The organism is Candidatus Pelagibacter sp. PS_06 (assembly GCF_059418045.1).
Genome location: NZ_CM182078.1, coordinates 1,108,001 through 1,128,333 on the forward strand (window position 1 = coordinate 1,108,001; position 20,333 = coordinate 1,128,333).

Sequence of the window (20,333 nt, forward strand, 5' to 3'; positions counted from 1 at the left end):
ATGAATTCTATAGTTATTGGTTCTGGATTTGGTGGAATAGCAGCTGCTCTAAGGCTTAAAGCTAAAGGTCATCAAGTTACACTAGTAGAGAAACATCCTGATTTAGGTGGCAGAGCAAGAGTATTTAAAAAAAATGGCTTTACGTTTGATGGTGGACCAACTGTTATAACAGCACCTTATTTAATAAACGAGTTATTTGATTTATTCAAAAAAGATCCCAAAGATTATATTGAACTTACTCCACTTAAAATTTGGTACCAATTCATTTTTGAAGATAAAACAAAATTTGACTACTCTGGAAATGAGTCAGAAATGAAAAATCAAATTCAAAAAATAAACAAGACCGATGTAAAAGGTTACGAAAAATTAGTAAATTTTACAAAAAAAATTTTTGATAAAGGTTTTACTGAGCTTGCGGATGTTCCTTTTGACAAACCATTTGTGATGATGAGGCAATTACCAGCACTTTTAAAACTTAAAAGTTATAAATCTGTTTATTCACTAGTTTCTTCATACATACAAAGTGAAAAATTAAGAAGAATGCTAAGCATGCACCCTCTTTTGGTTGGTGGAAACCCTTTTTCAACAACTTCTATTTATGGACTAATCTTATACTTAGAAAAAAAATGGGGAATACATTACTCGATGGGTGGAACTGGAAATATAATTAAAGGTTATGAAAAATTGATGAATGAAGTTGGTATAAAGATATTAAAAGAAAGCGAAGTTACCAAAATAATTTCAAAAAATAATAAAATTTCTGGTGTTCAAATAAATAGTCAAATCAATATAGATGCTGATAATGTCATTTGCAATGCAGATCCACCTGCTGTTTATGAAAAATTGTTGGGGCAAAACAAAAATAATTCAATCCTATTTAATTGGAAAAAAAATCGTATGGAATATTCTATGGGATTATTTGTGTATTATTTTGGAACAAAAAAAATATATGAAAATGTTGAGCATCACACAATAAAGTTTGGTAATAAATATAAAGAACACCTAGATGACATATTTGACAAAAAAAAATTAAATAAAGATATTAGCTATTATCTTCATAGACCAACAGCAACTGATAAATCAATGGCCCCTGACGGCAATGATTGTTTTTATGTGTTAGTCCCCGTCCCTAACAACCAATCCAAAATTAATTGGGATATTGAAGGTGAAAAAATGAAAAAATTAGTAGTAGATAAAATGGAAAAAGATTTGATGCCTAATCTTAGTGAAAATATTATAGAAGATTTTTATCTTACACCAGATTACTTTGAAAAAGATCTGAATACGAAATATGGTTCTGGTTTTTCTATCCAGCCAAAATTTACTCAATCAGCCTACTTTAGATTTCATAATAAATCAGAGGTATATGATGGTCTTTACTTTGTTGGAGCAGGAACACACCCTGGGGCAGGTGTGCCAGGTGTATTGTCTTCCGCAAAAGTATTAGATAAAATCATATAATGTCAGAACAGAGTTATTTATCAATATACGCAAAATCTTTTAATTGGGCAGGTTTTTTCTTACCCAAACAAACTTATTTAAAGTGTTCAGCTTTGTATGATTTTTGCAGAGTCGTTGACAATATTGCAGATAGCAATGAAACTATCGAGATAAAGAAAATAAAATTTTTAGATTTTCAACAAAATTTTAATAATCGTAAATTTCATGATCCAATTATTAAGAATATGTGGCAACTCATAAATGAGTTTAATATTCCATTAAAAGTTGTTCATGATCTACTAGATGGAATAAATTCTGATATTCAAAAAAATATAAAATTGAATAAAAAAAAGGATTTATTATTATACTCTTATAGGGTGGCTGGAACTGTTGGTTTAATGATGGCTAAAATTTTAAGAGTAAATAAAAAAAGCTCATTGAAGTCAGCTATTGATCTTGGTATAGCCATGCAACTAACAAATATATCTAGGGATGTTGTAGAGGACCTTAATTTTGGAAGATCTTACATAAATCTTAATTTTGAGGAAATAAGATCTACAATCGAACTTTCAGAAAATTATTATAAAAATTCGTTCTATTCAATTAAAGAAATCCCTTTTACTTTTCGTTTTGCTATTTTAGTTGCGAGAAGAGTTTATAGAAAAATAGGTTATAAGATTCTAAGAAAACAAAATTTAGAGGATTATAGAAAATCTGGAAAAATTTATGTCTCAAACATTGAAAAAATAATTGAAACTTTGTTATCTATTTTTGACTTAATTAAGTTATCACTTATAAGTAAAAACGATGACAATATTAAACACGATCATAATTTAATTAATGAAGAAATTAATTTAAATGAAAGAATTTGATTATATAATTATAGGTGGAGGTTGTGCAGGTCTCTCATTAGCGTACGAACTAGAAATTTATGATAAGTTAAAAAATAAAACTTTAGCAATCATTGAGCCAAGAGAAGAGTATAAAAGAGATAAAACTTGGTCTTTTTGGAAGATTTTTTCACATAATTTCGATGACTGTATTAAAAAAAGCTGGAATAATTTTACAATAAATAATCCAGATGAAACAAAATATGTAGATTGCCAATCTACCCCGTATCAGACAATTGATAGTGGTATGTTTTATGAGAAAATACTTTCAAAACTTAAGTCAAATAAAAATATTCACTTTTTTAAAAGTATTGATGAAATAGATAAATCAAATTCACTTGTATTTAGTAGTGTGCCTAATTTTAAAAACAAACATAATGATTTATGGCAGCATTTTTGTGGGGTGGAAATAGAAACTGATAGAGATTTTTTTGATGATGAAATATTTAATTTAATGGATTTTGCTTGTGATCAAAGAAACAAAGTTCATTTTTTTTATACGCTACCATTTACAAAAAGAAATGCATTAGTTGAAACTACATGGATATCCGAACTAAATGATGAAAGGCTTAAAGATTATGATAAGCAAATTGATGATTATTTAAGTAAACACCTTAATATCAAAAACTGTAAAATTAATTTCAAAGAAACTGGTGCAATCCCACTTTTTAGACAAAAAAACTTAAATAAATTAAATGAAATTTACATAGGTTCAGCAGGCGGCATGACTAGATTAAGTACAGGTTACACTTTCCTAAATATTCAAGAACAGAGCAGATATATAAGAGAAAACATAGAAAATATTAAAAATATAAATCTATTTAAGATTAACTCAAAATATGATTTTTTAGATAAAATTTTATTAAAAGTTCTTAAAAATAATTCTACAGAAATGAGTAATATATTTTTCAGAGTTTTTAATTCAAAACCCAAAACAGCTATTAATTTTTTATCAAATAAAAGCAGTTTTTTTGAAGATTTAGAAGTTATTCTTAAAATGCCTAAGTGGAAATTTTTAAAAGAATTAATTTAACATGAAAAATAGGATAAAAAAAATAAATCTAAATCATTCATTTATTTTTTTCTTTGTTGTAAATACTTTTTGTATTTTACTTTTAAAGTATAGCAATTTCAATATTTCATCAATTTTGTGTTTACTTTTAATTTTAATTATAGGCGTTTCCCATGGTTCATTAGACCATATTAAGGGAAAAAAACTGCTTGAGTTATTTAATATAAAATCAAATTACATATTCTATATTACATATATTTTAATTTCAGCAGCAGTCATAGCTAGCTGGATACTATTGCCATCAATGACTTTGACTCTTTTTTTAATAATCGCCTCCTACCACTTTGGTAAAGAGGATACGCAATTTTTAATAAATGATGGATCTTATTTAACTCAAATGCTTTATTTTTTTAAAGGATTTTTAATTATACTTGCTCCTTTGTATTTTCATTTTCAGGAAACTATAGAGATTTTTAAATTATTATTAATTGATAATGAGATGTTTTATTTAAGTTTAAATTTTATTGAAACAAATAAAGTAATTCAAATAGGAATAATCTGTAGCACATTATCTAGTATTTTTCTATTGTCGAATAATTTTGAAATTAAAAAATTTATAATTTTTTTAGATTATTTTTCAATTTTAATATTAAATTACTATTTATCTCCACTTTTAGCTTTTACTATTTATTTTTGTTTTTTACATTCGATTAGACATTCAATTTCATTGGCTATAGAACTTGACCCAAATAGTGTAATTAATGGATTTAAATTATTTGCTATAAAAGCCTTACCTTTAACAATTTTAACATCTGTTTTTTCTTTTTTTGCACTATATCTACTGAATAATTTATACAATCTAGATAGTGCAATTTTAAAAATAATCTTTATAGGTTTGGCGTCTTTAACCTTTCCTCATATATTGCTGGAATATTTTTTAGAAAAAAATGAAAAATAAACAAATTAATATTTTACTATCAGCTCCCCGTGGTTTTTGTGCAGGCGTTGAAAGAGCAATAGAAATTGTTGAAAAATCAATTCAAAAATATGGTTCGCCAGTTTATGTTAGACACGAAATAGTTCACAATAAATTTGTTGTTGATGACCTAAAGAAAAAAGGAGCTGTTTTTGTTGAAGAGCTTGAAGAAATAAAAGATAAATCAAGACCAGTTATTTTTTCAGCTCATGGTGTGCCAAAAAAAATACCCAAAGATGCAAAAAATTATAACATGACTTATGTGGACGCAACATGTCCATTAGTTTCTAAAGTGCATAGAGAGGCTGAAAATTTATATAAAGCTGGATACCATATAATTCTAATTGGTCATAGAAATCACCCAGAAGTTATAGGAACTATGGGTCAATTACCTGATGGATCAATTGATCTTATTCAAAACGAAGATGAAGCAAAAAATTATGTCGATAAAAATTATAAAAAAATTGCATTTGTTACTCAGACAACTCTATCCGTCGATGATACAAAAGAAATTATTCAAATTTTGAAGCGTAGGTTTAAAAATATTCGAGAACCTCAAAAAGAGGATATTTGTTATGCTACAACTAATAGACAGATGGCTGTTAAAAACATAGCAAAAAATTGTGATATGTTTTTTATAATAGGTAGTAGAAATTCATCAAATTCTGTTAGGCTTGTGGAGGTTGCAAAAAAATCTGGCTGTGAAAATTCAATGTTAATCCACTCAGAAAGTGAAATACCTTATGATAAAATTGAAAATTCAAACACGATTGGTATTTCATCTGGTGCTTCAGCTCCTGAAATATTAGTGAATAATTTTATCGATGATTTAAAAAATAGATTTACTATTAAGATAGATGAAGTAGAAATAATTAAAGAAGACGTAGTATTTAAAATCCCAAAAAAATTAAATTAAATGGCTGTTTATACAAAAATAAATAAAGAAGATATTTCTGTTATAAATAATAAATTTGATATTGAAAAAATTATTAGTTTTCAAGGTATTAAGAAAGGAATTGAAAATACAAATTATTTATTAAAATCAAAAAATAAAAAATTTATATTAACAATTTTTGAGAAAAGAGTTTCAAATAAAGAAATCCCTTTTTTCATGAAACTAATGGATCAATTAAATTATTCTAAGATTAATTGTCCAAAACCTTTAAAAAGTAAAAATGGAAGCTATTTAATAAAATTAAAAAATAAAACAGCTTGCATTGTTTCTTTCTTACAAGGTAAAGATAAAAACAAACTTAGTTTAAAAAATTGTTTTGAAGTTGGTAAAATAATTGCAGAAATCCACCACATTACTAAAAATATAAAAATATCTAGAAAAAATTCGATGGGTATTAAAAATTTAGACCCTTTACTTAAAAGTATAAAATTTAAATCTAATAAGTTTAATAATCTAGAAAAATTTTTAAAAGATAATCTAAAATATATTAAGAAAAACTGGCCAAATAAATTACCAAATGGGATTATTCATGGTGATCTGTTTATAGATAATATTTTTTTTAAAAATAATAAACTTTCAGGAGTTATTGATTTTTATTTTGCTGCAAATGACTATTTTATGTACGAACTAGCTATTTGTATAAATGCACTATGTTTTGATAAAAAAAGGTCAAAATTTAAAATTGATAAACTAAAAATAAAAAGTTTAATTATGGGGTATGAAAGTATTAAAAAAATTTCTATTAAAGAAAAAAAATCATTAAATATTTTGTGTCGAGGTGCTGCAATGAGATATTTGCTAACTAGACTTTATGATTACTCGAATACACCTAAAACTGCATTAATAAACATTAAAGATCCTAATGAGTATTATCAAAAGCTTATTACACATAATAGCTTGCTCACGTATAAAGATTATTTGATTTAATGATTAAAATTTATACAGATGGTTCATGCTTAAAAAACCCTGGAGATGGAGGTTGGGCAGCAATAATAATTAAAGATAACGAAAGTAAAGAGATAAGTGGAAGTGAAAGACATACCACAAATAATAGAATGGAGCTTTTAGCTCCAATTAATGCTTTGAAAGAAATGAAAAGAAATGAACAAATTGAAATATATACAGATTCTCAATATGTGAAACTTGGAATTACTGAATGGATTAATAAGTGGGTGCTAAACAATTGGAAAACTTCCAAAAATGAGAATGTAAAAAATAAAGATCTTTGGATCGAACTTTATAATTTAAATAAAAATTTAGATGTTAAATGGAATTGGGTTAAAGCTCATGCCGGAAATATAATTAACGAAAAAGTTGACCTACTGGCCAAAAAAGCAGCGAGCTTAAACTAATTCTAAAAAATTTTCAGCTGCTGAAATTTCACAAGAACCTGTATCTTTTTCTTCCTGTAATTTGACGACCTTCATATCATCAACTAGCATTGTGTATCTATTTGATCTAATACCAAGACCTCTTGCACTCTTATCTACATCTGCACCTATTGCCTTGGTAAAATTTAGAAAAGGATCTCCCATCATTAAAATTTTGCCGTCTACCTTGTTCTCTTTTCCCCACGCATTCATTACAAATGGATCATTTGCTGAAATACAAATTATTTGATCAATTCCTTTTTCTTTATATTTTTCAAACATATTTACATATCCAGGTAAATGTTTTGCAGAACATACTGAGGTATATGCACCTGGAAGACCAAATATTACTATTTTTTTATTTTTAAATAAATTTTCAATATTTTTTTTAACTGGCTCTCCATCTTCTAAAATAAAAACTTCAGAATTTGGTAGATTTTCATTTTCTTTTATATTCATTAAATTCTTTCTTTGATGTGTTTTTTTACTTCATCAACATTATTATCAATAATTTTATAGCTTTCTTTTTCGTCCAAAATATACATTAGTTCTTTTGGTAATTCAGCATTTAAATCTATAGCATTTTTTATTGCATCAGGAAATTTACAAGGGTGAGCTGTAGCTAAAACTATATTGTTGCCACTTATATTCACTTTATCAAAAGCTCCATAGCCTATTGCACTATGAGGATCTAAAACTACGTTAAATTTTTTGTAAACTAATTCAATAGTTTTTAAAATTTCATCTTCACTCATTTTAGATGACAAAAAATTTGTATTAATTTTATCCAATTTTTCTTGGTCTATTTTATATTTTCCTTTTTCTTTAATATCATTCATTACTTTAGCAGTTAGTGAGTCATCACCATTATTTAGATCATAGATAAGTCTTTCAAAATTACTTGCGATTTGTATATCCATACTTGGAGAAATAGTTTCTGCAACTTTTTCTACCTCATAACGCCCTCTTGAAATTGCTCTATGTAAAATATCATTTTGATTAGTTGCAACAATTAATTTGTTAATAGGAAGGCCCATTTTTTTTGCTAAGTATCCAGCGTAAACATCTCCAAAATTTCCTGTAGGAACTGAAAAATTTATAGGCGTATCTTTATCTTCTATTAAAAAATAGCTATAAAAGTAATATACACTCTGTGCAATTATTCTTGCCCAATTAATAGAGTTCACTCCTGACATTTTAATTTCGTTTGAAAAGTTCTTGTCAGCAAACATTGATTTAACTAAATTTTGGCAATCATCAAAGTTCCCATTAATTGCAATATTGAATACATTCTCATCTTTTCCGGTTGTCATTAATTTTCTTTGAACTGATGAGACACGATTATGTGGATGAAGAACAAAAATATTAACATTCTTTTTACCCTTAATAGCATCAATTGCTGCTGCCCCAGTGTCTCCTGAAGTTGCTACAACAATATTAATTTTTTGATTTTCGTTATTAAGGTAATACTCATAAAAATTTCCTAAAAGTTGCATCGCAACATCTTTAAAAGCTAACGTAGGCCCATGAAACAACTCTAGCACAGATCTATCACCAACTTTTATAAGATTAACAACATTCTTTTTTCTAAAAACTGAATATGATTTATCAATGATATTACTTAAATCATTTTCGCTCATGAAATCACCAATGAAAGTAGAGATAATTTTTTTTGCCAAATCGTTGTATTCAAGGTTTTTAAAACTACTAATTTCTGTTTCACTATATTTTCTTAGTGACTCCGGGATAAATAGACCACCATCATCTGCCAGTCCTTTTATAAAAACATCTTTAAATTCAAACGTTTTTTTATTATTTCTGGTGCTTATATATTTCATCTAATAATTTTTTTTTCTAAAATATAAATATATTAAAAGAATTGAAATCGCCATTGAAAACCAAGTAATTGCATACTTTTTATGGTTGTTTGAAATGTTAGATGTAATCACTTTGGGTTTGGGAGCTTTATAATCTCCATTTAAATATATTATATATTTAGAAAAATTTTTTCCAGTATATGAAAAAATATCATCTCTATTTAAAGTAAACCAATAGTTTTCATTAATATCATTATTGGGTTTAAATGAGTTTGCTTTTGATTGAGTTTTTAATGTTCCAATTATACTATTTGTATCTAAAACGTTAATCTCTGCTTTATCCTTTTTATTAAAAGGTATCCAGCCTCTATTAATTAAATAATTTTCATTACCTATTAAAATAGGATTAATTACTTCAAATCCAGGTTTTCCACTATCATTTAAATTATATAAATAAATTTGCTTATCAAAATCAACTGTGCCTGAAGTTGTTATTCTCAAATAATTTTTCTTATTTGATTTTGACAGATCAACTGGATCATTTTTTAAAGAATTGTTAATTTCTGATATTAAATTTAATTTCCAATCTAATCTGTAAAGTTGCCAAGAACCTAATGTTATTAAAACTAAAATAATAAAATAGACAAAAACTGAAAATAGAAACTTGTTCTTCAAGAGTTAATTATTAACTTCCCCAAACATATATTGCTGCAAATAAAAAAAGCCAAACAACATCTACAAAATGCCAGTACCATGCAGCTGCCTCAAATCCAAAATGATGCTCTTTTGTAAAATGTCCTTTTTTAGCTCTAGCTAAACACACTGCTAAAAATATTGTTCCAATGATAACATGAAACCCATGAAAACCTGTTGCCATATAAAATACAGCTCCATAAATATGGCCAGAATAATCAAAAGTAGCATGATGATATTCATAAGCTTGAAGTAAAGTAAAAAAGAAGCCTAAAATAACTGTTAGCGTTAAACCTTGAATAAACCCTTTTCTATCACCTTCTATCAACGAATGATGTGACCAAGTTACTGTTGTTCCAGAAAGCAGCAAAACAAGTGTGTTTATTAATGGAATATCCCAAGGATCAAAAGTTTCTATATCTTTTGGTGGCCAAACGTTTCCAACAAATTCATTTGGAAACAAACTTATGTCAAAGTATGCCCAGAACCATGCAACAAAGAACATTACCTCTGATGCAATAAATAAAGTCATTCCATATCTGTGATGAATTTGAACAACAGGTGTGTGATGACCTTGATGCTCTGCTTCTATTACAACATCCCTAAACCACATGTATGCACCATATAAAACTAATGCTAGGCCAAGATACATACCCCATGAAACATCGTTATGCATATAAAATATTGTTCCAATTGCTAATACTAAGCAAGAGAATGAAACATAAATAGGCCAAGGACTTGGGTCTACTAAGTGGTAATCGTGTTTTTTTTCAGCTGACATTTTTCGTGATTATGATTGTTTATAGTAATCTGTCGAGAAAAAAGTGTACGACATAGTTACATCTTGTAGATTTTTTGTAGTTGGATCATTCACAAGTTCAGGATCTAAATAAAAAGTCATCACGTAGGTAGCCTTCTCACCAGCTTTAAGAGCTTGTTTTTCAAAACAAAAGCAACCTAATTTACTGTAATATTTGCCAAAACTTGCTGGTGAAACATTAAAACTTGCCACTCCATAAGTCGTGTCATCACCATAATTTTCAACTTCAAACTCTATTCTATTAACTTGACCAACTTTAACATCAATCACATTCGATTTAGCTTTAAAATCCCAAGTAAGATTATTCACATTGGTATCAAATCTAACACTTACAACCTTATCAAGTACAATATTTGGAGCTTCTTTAGATACTTGTGTTGTTCCGCCAAAGCCTGTTATTCGACAAAACATGTCATAAAGCGGAACTGCTGCAAAAGAAAGACCAAGCATTAGAAAAAAAATTCCTCCTAGCAAAACTGGTGTTAAAGTTTTTTTCTTCATCATATTTGCCTATCAAAAACTCCCACATTATAAAGAGTGAAAAAAAATAAAAAAACCATAAATGCCAATATTGCTACTGCAGTTAAAATGTTTTTCTTTTTAGTTTTTTTGTCAGGTATCATCATAAGATTTTATCTATTAAAAAAAGAACAAAGATCATAAATAAATATAAAATTGAATATCCAAATATAGTTTTTGCTTTCTTTGCATTAAATTTATTTTTTTTAAAGTTGTAAAGTTCAAAACATAAATAATTATAATATAAAGTTAAAATTAAAGATGGAATTAAAAATACCAAACTAACAAAACCAATTGAGTAAGGTAAAACAATCACAGGAAGCATGATTAGTGAATATATAAATATATTTAATTTTGTACTTTCTACTCCATTTGTTAAAGGAAGCATGGGTATTTTAGCTTTTTTATAATCATCTGATTTATATAAGCTCAATGCCCAAAAATGAGATGGGGTCCAAAAGAAAATTATTAAAAAAAATGTAATTGGTTCTAATGAAAGAGAATTTGTTGCTATAGTCCAGCCAATAACTGGAGGTAAAGCACCTGCGGCACCACCAATAACTATGTTTTGTGGTGTTTTTCTCTTTAGCCAGATTGTGTAAACAATCACATAAAATAAAATAGTAAACAGCAATAAACCCGCTGATATTCTATTAGCAAAAAAATCTAGAGCAATTACTGAAAATATTGAAAGTGTAATTCCAAAAACCAAAGCTTGGTTTCTATTAACTTTTCCTGTTGGTATTGGTCTTAAACAGGTTCTGGTCATTAGCGCATCAAGATCAGACTCATACCACATATTTAATGCACCCGCAGCGCCAGCGCCAATTGATACTAGTATAATTCCAATAATAGCCTCTTTTGTTGGGACAATGTTTGGCGCCATTAACAAACCAACAGCACACGTAAATATAACTAACGACATTACTCTTGGCTTCATTAGTTTAAAAAGTTCAGAAAAATTAAATACGTCTTCCTGACTTAAGTTTCTATTCTTTGATTTAGACTTAATCATTAATTCTCAGTTTAAAAATCTAAAAATTATTAACTAGTAGATTTTTCAATAGCTTCTTCATCTTCAAACTTAGGTAATTCCTCAAAAGTATGAAAGTTTGGAGGTGATGGGACTGTCCATTCTAATGTTGTGGCACCTTCTCCCCAAGGGTTTTGGGCTGCAGCTTTTTTCTTAGAAAAAGCCCAAATAAGATTTACAAAAAATACTAAAAGACCAATAACAGATATATATGATCCAATTGACGATATGTAATTCCAACCAGCAAATGCATCTGGATAATCTGCATATCTTCTGGGCATTCCAGCTAATCCTAAAAAGTGTTGCGGAAAGAATACCAAGTTAACTCCAATGAAAGTTAGCCAGAAATGTAATTGTCCTAAAAATTCTGAGTATTCATATCCAGACATTTTACTAAACCAATAATAAAACCCTGCAAAGATCGCAAATACTGCACCTAAAGATAATACATAATGGAAATGAGCAACCACATAATAAGTGTCATGCATTGCAGTATCAACACCAGCATTTGCAAGAACAACTCCTGTTACTCCACCAACTGTAAATAAAAATATAAATCCTAACGCCCACACCATTGGTGTTTTAAATGTAATAGATCCACCCCACATCGTTGCAATCCATGAAAATATTTTAATTCCTGTTGGAACCGCAATAATCATCGTTGCTGCCAAGAAGTAAGCTTTAGTATCTGTGCTCAGTCCAACTGTGTACATGTGGTGAGCCCATACAACAAAACCTACAATACCAATTGCAACCATGGCATAAGCCATGCCTAAATAACCAAATACTGGTTTTTTTGAGAATGTTGAAATGATATGACTGATCATTCCAAAGCCTGGCAAGATTAAAATGTAAACTTCAGGGTGACCAAAAAACCAAAATAAGTGTTGGAACAGAACAGGATCTCCTCCTGTTTGCGCATCAAAAAAAGCAGTACCAAAATTTCGATCTGTTAAAAGCATTGTAATTGCACCAGCTAAAACTGGTAATGATAGTAATAATAAGAATGCAGTTACCAAGATAGACCAAGCAAATAAAGGCATTTTATGTAGAGTCATTCCTGGGGTTCTCATATTTAAGATTGTAGTAATAAAGTTTACTGCACCTAGAATTGATGAAGCTCCAGCTAAGTGTAAACTTAAAATTGCAAAATCCATTGCAGGTCCTGGCTGTCCAGCTTTAGATGATAATGGAGGATATATTGTCCATCCACCACCAACTCCTGTTTGACCTGGAGGGCCATCCATAAATATTGAAAGTATTAATAAAATAAATGAAGTAGGCAATAACCAAAATGAAATGTTATTCATTCTTGGAAAGGCCATGTCAGGCGCACCAATCATAATAGGTACAAACCAATTTCCAAAACCACCAATCATTGCTGGCATTACCATAAAGAAAATCATGATTAAACCATGACCAGTAACTAGCACGTTATATAAATGATAATTACCACCTAAAATCCCGTCACCAGGATGCATCAATTCCATTCTCATTAAAACTGAGAACGCTGTACCAATAACACCTGCAACAATTGCAAAGATTAGATACATTGTTCCAATGTCTTTATGGTTAGTAGAATAAGCCCATCTCTTCCAACCAGTTGGGGTATGATGATCGTCGTGTGATGCTGTTTGTGTATACATATTAGTTGCTCGCTAGTTTTATATTTTCATTTTCTAATAATGGTTCTTTTGCAAATTTAATTTTTGCACCTGTTAGCCACTCTGCATAATCCTCTTCAGAAACAACTCTTACAGTTATAGGCATAAAAGCATGTTTAATTCCACAAAGTTCAGAACATTGTCCGTAATAAGTTCCAACTTTATCTGCTTTAAACCAAGTTTCATTAATTCTTCCAGGCACAGCATCTCTTTTTACTCCAAAGGATGGTAAGGCCCATGCATGAAGCACGTCATTTGCTGTTATTAAAACTTTAATTACTTTATTTACCGGCACTACAACTTCATGATCTACAGTTAATAGTCTCGGCTGATTTTCTTTTAAATCTTTAGTTTCAATCATATATGATTCAAAAATAATATTTTCATCTGGATACTCGTATCCCCAATACCACTGATAGCCTATTGCTTTAACAGTAACGTCTGCTTTTGGAATAGTGTCTTGTTTGTATAAAATTTTAAAAGAAGGAACTGCCATTACAATTAAAATTAAACATGGAATTAAAGTCCATAAAATTTCAACTGTAACATTGTGAGTTGTTTTAGATGGGTTAGGATTTCTTGAAGCTCTAAATCTAATACAAGCATAAACCATTAAGAATAAAACAAATACACTGATTGCTATAATGATAGGAAGCAAAAGATTGTTATGGAAGTTAACAATATCTCTCATTCCATCAGATGCAGGGTCTTGAAAACCTAATTGCCAGTCTTTAGGTTTGTTAGCTAAAGCACTTGAAGCAGCAAATGCAGATAGAAATATATATAAAATTTTTTTCATTTTTAGACACTATATAGATCGTCTTTTAAAAAATTACACTTTAGTTTTCGCGACAAAATATCAATTAATGGCGTAATTTATGATTGATATAGCAGAAATAACTGCTGTTTCTGATCTAAGGATATTTTCGTTAATTTTTATCGCTTGAACACTTTTATAAGAGAGAATCTCTTCTCTTTCAGACTCGGAAAAGTCTCCCTCAGGGCCAACAACAATACAGGTTGGCTTATTACCAAGTTTTTTTAAATCTACTTTATTATTTGTTGAATTAAGATCTGTAAAAATTAAATCAACATCATTTTTATCTAAAAAATTATTTAGTTTTTGTGAGTCTTCAATATTAGGGACTTGAATTCTATTCGATTGTTCAGCTGCTTCGATTATAACTTTTTCCAATCTCTCCTTATTTATTTTTCTAACGATTGTTCGATCAAAAATAATAGGTAAAAATTTTGTAACTCCTAACTCTGTTGCTTTCTGTATCATGAAGTTAAAGTAATTTGATTTAATTGGTGAGAAAGCTAACCACAACTCTTTAGGATTTTCTTTTTGTCTTAATTGTTTCGTAACATTAAACTCAACAATACTTTTTGAAACTGTTAATATTTTTGCTTCCCACTCTCCACTATTATTAAATAAAGAAAAAACTTCATTTTCTTTGATTCTCATAACTTTTGAAACATAATGAGATTGTGATTTATCAAGTGTGTCTGTCAAATTAAGTGATAAACTTTTTGGAAAAAATAATCTAATGTTACTCATAAAGATAAATTAGTTTATGAAAAATATTAAAGCAATAATTTTTGATGCATATGGAACTTTATTTGATGTCAATTCAGCTGCTGAAAAATGTAAAGATAAAATTGGTGATAAGTGGGAAAGTTTTGCAAATTACTGGAGAACGACCCAGCTAGAATATACTTGGCTTAGAAGCCTGATGAAAAGACATAAAGATTTTTGGCAAGTGACTGAAGATAGTTTGGATAAGTCTATGAAAGCTTATGAAATAGACTCTTCAATGAGAAGTGAATTATTAGATCTTTATAAAATTCTTTCACCATTTAAAGAAGTGCCCGAAGTTTTAAAAAAACTTAAAGAGAAAAATTTTAAACTTGCTATTCTTTCAAATGGTACACCTTCCCTTCTTAATCAATTAGTTAAAAGCAATAATTTAGATAATTTATTTGATGATCTTTTTTCAATAGAAGAAGTTGGTACTTATAAACCAGACTCTAAAGTTTACGATATACCAATTAAAAAATATAATTTTCAAAAAAATGAAGTTGCTTTTTTAAGTGCTAACACTTGGGATGTATCTGGTGGTGGAAATTACGGTTATAATTCTATTTGGGTAAACAGAAGTAATAATGTTTTTGATAAACTTGATTACCAACCTCATAATGAAATCAAAAATCTAAAAGAGTTACTTAATATTATCTAATTCTATTTTCTTCAAAGTTTTTATTAAGTTTTAAAGAAATAGTTCTTATGTTTTTTCTATTCCAGTCAGAAAAAGATTTTAAAATGGGAATTACTGATAAGCCGAATTCAGTTAGTGAATACTCTACTTTTGGAGGTACTACTTGATGAACTTTTCGGTTCACTATGCCATCTGTTTCTAGCTCTTTAAGTTGTTTAGATAACATTTGTTGAGTTATAGTTTTTAAACCTTTCTTAAGAATATTAAATCTAACTCTCTTATTGTTGTACAAAGTAAATAAAATTCTAATTTTCCATTTACCTCCTAAAAAATAAATTGCTCTTTCTGCTGGACATTCTATTAAATTTTTCATGGTATGTTTTTATATACTAGTATGTTTATTTTGCGTTCTTGTGTGATTGATAACAAAGTACTAAATAGAAGTCAATTAATTGAAAGGGTAAATATGACTAAAGGACAAAGAGCAGGAGATGGACCAATCGCATTAGAGGTTGAGAAAGATAAATCTTATTACTGGTGTAGTTGTGGGAAGAGTTCAAAGCAACCATTTTGTGATGGATCTCATAAAGGTTCAGAATTTACTCCAGTTGTATACAAAGCTGAAGAAGCAAAAAAAGTATTTTTTTGTGCTTGTAAACAAACTAACAACCAACCACTTTGTGATGGTTCACACAGTAAGTAATGATTAAAGCAAGTAAAAATATGAACAATATCTTAGATCTAACTGGTAGAATATTTATCTCTCTAATTTTTTTGTTAAGTGGAATTAACAAAATTGGAAACTATGAAGGATCAGTTGGTTGGATGGAGTCTTTAGGTGTGCCTGGCATTTTTTTAATACCAGCAATCATACTTGAGATAGGTGCGCCAATATTAATTATGATTGGATATAAAGTAAAAGTTTCAGCAGCTTTATTAAGTATATTTTGCATTTCTACAGCAGTTATTTTTCATAATAATTTTTCTGATCAAATGCAGTTTATATCTTTTATGAAAAATATTGCTCTTGCTGGGGGTTTTTTATTCTTAGTTGTTAATGAAACAAAAGATTTCAGTCTAGATAAAAAACTAAATAATCGTTAATTAACTAAATATATGTGTCTTGATGCTTTAAATTAAGACACTTATAAAAAATTACATATTATTTTAAGATTTAATTTATTAGAGTAAGGTTATTAATGGACAAGCCAACTATAGCAGATAACAAGCCTAAAAAAGTAGAGTTAGTACAAAATGAAGAATACATGTTTTGTACTTGTGGAAAATCTAAAAACCAACCATTTTGTGATTGGTCTCATGCTGGTACCTCATTTGAACCTATAAGTTTTAAAGCTGAAGAAACCGGTGGTGCTTATCTTTGTATGTGTAAACATAGTAACACCAAACCTTATTGTGACGGTACGCATAAAAATTTTACCTCTAATCAAATTAATAAATCAGAAGAAATTTCAAGTACTAATGAAATAAAGAGTACAGAAGAAGAGCCACATCTTGCATACATCCATGAACTTGCAAAAAATGGCTTAACAAAACTTGGTCATCATGGAGAAATGGGAGCAATGGGTGTTCCCTCGAAAGACTTACCAAAGTGGGAAGATATTCAAATACTTACTGCTCAACTAGCAAAAAAACCTCTTCTAGATAAAGATAAAGTTGGAACAGATATAATTATAGGTAAAAACTCAAAAAAACCTCTAACGTTAAATATTCCAATTTTTGTATCTGATATGAGTTTTGGTGCACTATCAGAAGAGGCAAAAATTGCTTTAGCAAAAGGTGCAGAGGGAGCTGGTACAGGAATTTGTTCGGGAGAAGGTGGAATGCTTTTAGAAGAGCAAAATAATAATTCAAAGTATTTTTATGAGCTTGCCTCAGCTAAATTTGGTTATTCAGAAGATAAGTTAAAAAATATTCAAGCATTTCATTTTAAAGGTGGTCAAGCTGCAAAAACTGGAACAGGTGGACATTTACCAGGGAACAAAGTTAAAGGTAAAATATCTGAGGTAAGACAAATTCCAGAAGGTGAGGATGCTATCTCCCCTTCTACTTTCAAAGATCTAACAACTGTTGATGATTTTTTAAAATTCTCAAACAGAGTTAGAGAGTTAACTGGTGGTATTCCAATAGGATTTAAATTATCTGCTCAGCATATAGAAGATGACATTGAATTTGCAGTAAGTGCTAGTGCTGATTATATTATTCTTGATGGGCGTGGTGGTGGAACTGGGGCTGCTCCTTTAATTTTTAGAAATAATATTTCTATTCCTACGATTCCAGCCTTAGCAAGAGCTAGAAATTATTTAGATAAAAAAGGTTATGACCATGTATCATTAATTGTAACAGGTGGATTAAGAACTTCTGCAGATTTTGTAAAAGCACTTGCTCTTGGAGCAGACGGTATTGCAATCTCCAACTCAGCTATGCAAGCAATAGGATGTGTTGGTGCTAGAATGTGTAATACAAATAATTGCCCCGCTGGTATTGCCACTCAAAAACCAGAACTTAGAAAAAAATTAAATATTGATGAATCTTCTGCAAGATTAACTAGATTTTTTAATGCATCTGTAGATCTAATGAAGATATTAGCAAGAGCGTGCGGACATGATCATCTTAATAAACTTTCTATAAATGACTTAACAACGTGGAAAAAGGAAATAAGCGAGCTATCTGGTGTGTCATTTGGTGGAGTTATAAATAATAAGTAAAACAATAAATAGAGGAAAGAGATGAATAATATTGAAGTAAAAAAAATTATTGACCCTATTTCAGCATCTGATGGGGCTGGAGTAAAATTAAAAAGAAGTATTGGTGTTGAGCCAAATTACTTTGATCCATTCTTAATGCTAGATGAATTTGGATCTGAAAATAGTGAAGATTACATCGCAGGTTTTCCACCCCACCCTCATCGAGGAATTGAAACCGTTACCTATATGTTGGCTGGTGATTTTGAACATAAAGATAGCACAGGCGGCGAAGGTAGAATGACTGCAGGAGATGTTCAGTGGATGAAAACAGGAAGTGGAATAATTCATTCCGAAATGCCTGCAATGAAAGAAGGAAAGCTTCATGGTTTTCAATTATGGGTAAATATGCCTGCTAAACTAAAGATGAGTAAGCCTGAGTATATTTATATCGATGCAAATAAAATGAGTGTTTATAAAGATGACGACAAAACTATAAAAGTCATAGCTGGTAAATTTGAAAATGCTGAAGGCCCTGTCAAAGGTCATAACGTTGAGCCAGTTTATTTTGATGTTGAGTTAAATAAAGATAAAGAGTTCAATTTTAAATTACCAACTACTCATAATAGTTTTATTTATTTAATTAATGGTGAAATTGAAATTGGCAAAAACAAACATGACAATGTTAAAGATAGTACTTTAGTATTATTAACTAGAGGTGAAGATTTAACTGTAAAATCTAAATCGGATGCAAAATTTTTACTGATTTCTGGAAAGCCAATTAACGAGGAAATTGCGAGAGGTGGACCTTTTGTAATGAATACTAAAGCTGAAATCTTGCAAGCAGTTCAAGATTATCATAATGATACATTTGTAAAATAAATTATGAAAGCTGTAGAAATAAAAAAAAATGGTGGTCCTGAAGTTTTAGTGCTTAAAAATATTACTTTAGATAGACCAGAGCCTAACGAAGTAACAATTGAGCAAAAAGCTATTGGACTTAATTATATAGATACTTACCACAGATCAGGTCTATATCCTCTAAAAATGCCAAGTGGTATAGGTTTAGAAGGTGCTGGTGTCATTACTGATGTTGGTGGAAACGTAAAAGACTTTAAAGTTGGAGATAAAATTTCTTACGCTGGTATTCCATTGGGCTCTTATTCTTCACATAGAAATTACACAACAAAAAATCTTGTAAAAGTACCAGAGGGTATTGATCTTGAAGTGGCAGCAACTTTAATGACAAAAGGTTTAACTACGTTTTATTTATTGCATAAAACATTTCCTGTTAAATCAGGACAAACAATTCTTTATCATGCGGCAGCTGGAGGAGTTGGTCAAATATTTGGTCAATGGGCTAAAAGTTTAGGTTGTACAGTTATAGGTACTGTTGGGTCAGATGAAAAAATAAAAATAGCAAAAGAAAATGGCTATGATCATGTAATCAATTATAATAAAGAAAACTTTGCTAAAAAAGTTTTAGAGATTACAGATGGCAAAGGTGTTCCAGTAGTTTACGATGGTGTTGGTAAGGACACTTTAGATGGATCAATTGAATGTCTAGCGATAAGAGGAATGATGGTTTCATTTGGAAATGCATCAGGACCATTATCAGATATAAACGTCCCTAAAATGCTTCAGCCAAAAGGCCTGTATCTTGTAAGACCTGCAATGCAACAATACTTATCTACTAAAGAAGAGCTTTCTGAAGCATCAAAAATCATGTTTGAAAAAATCATTTCTGAAAAAGTAAAAATTAATATTTTTAAAAAATATAAATTAGATCAGGTTGTTGAGGCTCATAAAGATTTGGAAGGTAGAAAAATTTTAGGCCCTGCAGTTATACTTCCTTAATCAAGCTTAACATCCATATCAGCCATATGCAGCTTAAGTGCATTAGTTGAGATATGAATTTCTCTAATAAAAAATAAAATAGAAATAATCATAGACAAACAACAAGAACCAAAAATTAATCTAGCAATAAATATTTCATTTAAATAAAGACCAAGCACTGTCATCATATTAAACAAAAAACCGAAAGCAGCAAACATAATTGTCCATCTCAATAGTGTAATTCGTCCACTTAGATTTATGAATTGTTTTTTCCATTCATGAGGCACATGATTTTCATAAACGTGTTCATCATGAAGTTCTCTGATAAGCTTACTAAGAGAATGAAATCTATTACTATAGATGCTCATTAGCAAGGGAATGGCCGGA

Annotated in this window: 24 protein-coding genes; 13 read left to right on the plus strand and 11 right to left on the minus strand. The window is 29.3% G+C overall.

Annotated features, from left to right (window positions below):
• The 7 genes from crtI to rnhA are packed head-to-tail and all read left to right on the plus strand — an operon-like array spanning nt 1 to nt 6,625.
• Entirely contained in the window at nt 1-1,461 is a 1,461-nt protein-coding gene (crtI, locus tag AC5SLZ_RS05710; protein WP_494615327.1) for a phytoene desaturase family protein, read from the plus strand.
• On the plus strand, nt 1,461-2,312 hold the full coding sequence (locus AC5SLZ_RS05715; RefSeq protein ID WP_494615328.1) for a phytoene/squalene synthase family protein: 852 nt from the start codon (nt 1,461-1,463) through the stop codon (nt 2,310-2,312). Before crtI ends, AC5SLZ_RS05715 begins: the two co-directional genes overlap by 1 nt.
• A complete protein-coding gene (locus AC5SLZ_RS05720; protein WP_494615330.1) occupies nt 2,299-3,363 on the plus strand; it encodes a lycopene cyclase family protein in 1,065 nt (354 codons plus the stop codon). Before AC5SLZ_RS05715 ends, AC5SLZ_RS05720 begins: the two co-directional genes overlap by 14 nt.
• A 1-nt stretch (nt 3,364) precedes the next feature.
• Nucleotides 3,365-4,300, plus strand: coding sequence for a Brp/Blh family beta-carotene 15,15'-dioxygenase (locus tag AC5SLZ_RS05725; RefSeq protein WP_494615331.1), 936 nt, complete (start codon nt 3,365-3,367; stop codon nt 4,298-4,300).
• Nucleotides 4,290-5,234 (plus strand): 4-hydroxy-3-methylbut-2-enyl diphosphate reductase, encoded by a 945-nt coding sequence (gene ispH / locus AC5SLZ_RS05730; protein WP_494615332.1) that lies wholly within the window; start codon nt 4,290-4,292, stop codon nt 5,232-5,234. The genes AC5SLZ_RS05725 and ispH overlap by 11 nt, the downstream gene beginning before the upstream one ends.
• Nucleotides 5,235-6,200, plus strand: coding sequence for a homoserine kinase (locus AC5SLZ_RS05735; protein WP_494615333.1), 966 nt, complete (start codon nt 5,235-5,237; stop codon nt 6,198-6,200). It begins immediately after the preceding gene.
• Nucleotides 6,200-6,625, plus strand: a complete 426-nt coding sequence (rnhA, locus tag AC5SLZ_RS05740; RefSeq protein ID WP_028036476.1) for a ribonuclease HI — start codon at nt 6,200-6,202, stop codon at nt 6,623-6,625. The genes AC5SLZ_RS05735 and rnhA overlap by 1 nt, the downstream gene beginning before the upstream one ends.
• On the opposite strand, the gene AC5SLZ_RS05745 is transcribed toward rnhA, so the two are convergent.
• From AC5SLZ_RS05745 to AC5SLZ_RS05785, 9 genes are all read right to left on the minus strand, one after another.
• Nucleotides 6,617-7,102, minus strand: a complete 486-nt coding sequence (locus AC5SLZ_RS05745) for a peroxiredoxin (RefSeq protein ID WP_494615334.1) — start codon at nt 7,100-7,102, stop codon at nt 6,617-6,619. The two genes, rnhA and AC5SLZ_RS05745, sit on opposite strands and share 9 nt — an antisense overlap.
• Nucleotides 7,102-8,481: a threonine synthase gene (thrC, locus tag AC5SLZ_RS05750; RefSeq protein WP_494615335.1), complete on the minus strand. Its 1,380-nt coding sequence runs from the start codon at nt 8,479-8,481 to the stop codon at nt 7,102-7,104. Before thrC ends, AC5SLZ_RS05745 begins: the two co-directional genes overlap by 1 nt.
• Complete coding sequence (locus tag AC5SLZ_RS05755) at nt 8,482-9,135, minus strand: SURF1 family protein (RefSeq protein WP_494615336.1); 654 nt, start codon at nt 9,133-9,135, stop codon at nt 8,482-8,484.
• Between the two features lie 10 nt (nt 9,136-9,145).
• On the minus strand, nt 9,146-9,934 hold the full coding sequence (locus AC5SLZ_RS05760) for a cytochrome c oxidase subunit 3 (protein WP_028036472.1): 789 nt from the start codon (nt 9,932-9,934) through the stop codon (nt 9,146-9,148).
• 9 nt (nt 9,935-9,943) lie between these two features.
• Nucleotides 9,944-10,474, minus strand: coding sequence for a cytochrome c oxidase assembly protein (locus AC5SLZ_RS05765; protein WP_028036471.1), 531 nt, complete (start codon nt 10,472-10,474; stop codon nt 9,944-9,946).
• Between the two features lie 121 nt (nt 10,475-10,595).
• Nucleotides 10,596-11,507 carry a heme o synthase gene (cyoE, locus tag AC5SLZ_RS05770; protein ID WP_494615337.1) on the minus strand — a complete coding sequence of 304 codons (912 nt, stop codon included), beginning with the start codon at nt 11,505-11,507 and terminating at the stop codon, nt 10,596-10,598.
• A 29-nt stretch (nt 11,508-11,536) separates the two neighbouring features.
• The gene (gene ctaD / locus AC5SLZ_RS05775; protein ID WP_494615339.1) at nt 11,537-13,171 is read right to left on the minus strand and encodes a cytochrome c oxidase subunit I; all 1,635 of its coding nucleotides are present in this window, start codon (nt 13,169-13,171) and stop codon (nt 11,537-11,539) included.
• 1 nt (nt 13,172) lies between these two features.
• The gene (coxB, locus tag AC5SLZ_RS05780; RefSeq protein WP_494615340.1) at nt 13,173-13,988 is read right to left on the minus strand and encodes a cytochrome c oxidase subunit II; all 816 of its coding nucleotides are present in this window, start codon (nt 13,986-13,988) and stop codon (nt 13,173-13,175) included.
• A gap of 60 nt (nt 13,989-14,048) precedes the next feature.
• Complete coding sequence (locus AC5SLZ_RS05785) at nt 14,049-14,750, minus strand: 16S rRNA (uracil(1498)-N(3))-methyltransferase (RefSeq protein ID WP_028036466.1); 702 nt, start codon at nt 14,748-14,750, stop codon at nt 14,049-14,051.
• Nucleotides 14,751-14,766: 16 nt separating this feature from the next.
• Between AC5SLZ_RS05785 and AC5SLZ_RS05790 the strand changes: the two genes are divergently transcribed.
• A complete protein-coding gene (locus tag AC5SLZ_RS05790) occupies nt 14,767-15,429 on the plus strand; it encodes a haloacid dehalogenase type II (protein ID WP_494615341.1) in 663 nt (220 codons plus the stop codon).
• Here the strand turns inward: AC5SLZ_RS05790 and AC5SLZ_RS05795 are convergent.
• A complete protein-coding gene (locus AC5SLZ_RS05795; protein ID WP_028036464.1) occupies nt 15,422-15,781 on the minus strand; it encodes a winged helix-turn-helix transcriptional regulator in 360 nt (119 codons plus the stop codon). The genes AC5SLZ_RS05790 and AC5SLZ_RS05795 overlap by 8 nt on opposite strands.
• Before the next feature lie 93 nt (nt 15,782-15,874).
• On the opposite strand from AC5SLZ_RS05795, the gene AC5SLZ_RS05800 reads away from it, so the two are divergent.
• From AC5SLZ_RS05800 to AC5SLZ_RS05820, 5 genes are all read left to right on the plus strand, one after another.
• The gene (locus AC5SLZ_RS05800; RefSeq protein ID WP_494615343.1) at nt 15,875-16,111 is read left to right on the plus strand and encodes a CDGSH iron-sulfur domain-containing protein; all 237 of its coding nucleotides are present in this window, start codon (nt 15,875-15,877) and stop codon (nt 16,109-16,111) included.
• A complete protein-coding gene (locus AC5SLZ_RS05805) occupies nt 16,111-16,512 on the plus strand; it encodes a DoxX family protein (protein WP_494615344.1) in 402 nt (133 codons plus the stop codon). Before AC5SLZ_RS05800 ends, AC5SLZ_RS05805 begins: the two co-directional genes overlap by 1 nt.
• Nucleotides 16,513-16,607: 95 nt before the next feature.
• Entirely contained in the window at nt 16,608-18,134 is a 1,527-nt protein-coding gene (locus tag AC5SLZ_RS05810) for a glutamate synthase-related protein (RefSeq protein ID WP_494615345.1), read from the plus strand.
• Nucleotides 18,135-18,155: 21 nt separating this feature from the next.
• Nucleotides 18,156-18,992 (plus strand): pirin family protein, encoded by an 837-nt coding sequence (locus AC5SLZ_RS05815; protein WP_494615347.1) that lies wholly within the window; start codon nt 18,156-18,158, stop codon nt 18,990-18,992.
• Between the two features lie 3 nt (nt 18,993-18,995).
• On the plus strand, nt 18,996-19,967 hold the full coding sequence (locus tag AC5SLZ_RS05820; RefSeq protein WP_494615348.1) for a quinone oxidoreductase family protein: 972 nt from the start codon (nt 18,996-18,998) through the stop codon (nt 19,965-19,967).
• Here the strand turns inward: AC5SLZ_RS05820 and AC5SLZ_RS05825 are convergent.
• Entirely contained in the window at nt 19,964-20,314 is a 351-nt protein-coding gene (locus tag AC5SLZ_RS05825; RefSeq protein WP_494615349.1) for a DUF2721 domain-containing protein, read from the minus strand. The two genes, AC5SLZ_RS05820 and AC5SLZ_RS05825, sit on opposite strands and share 4 nt — an antisense overlap.
• Nucleotides 20,315-20,333: the final 19 nt, after the last annotated feature.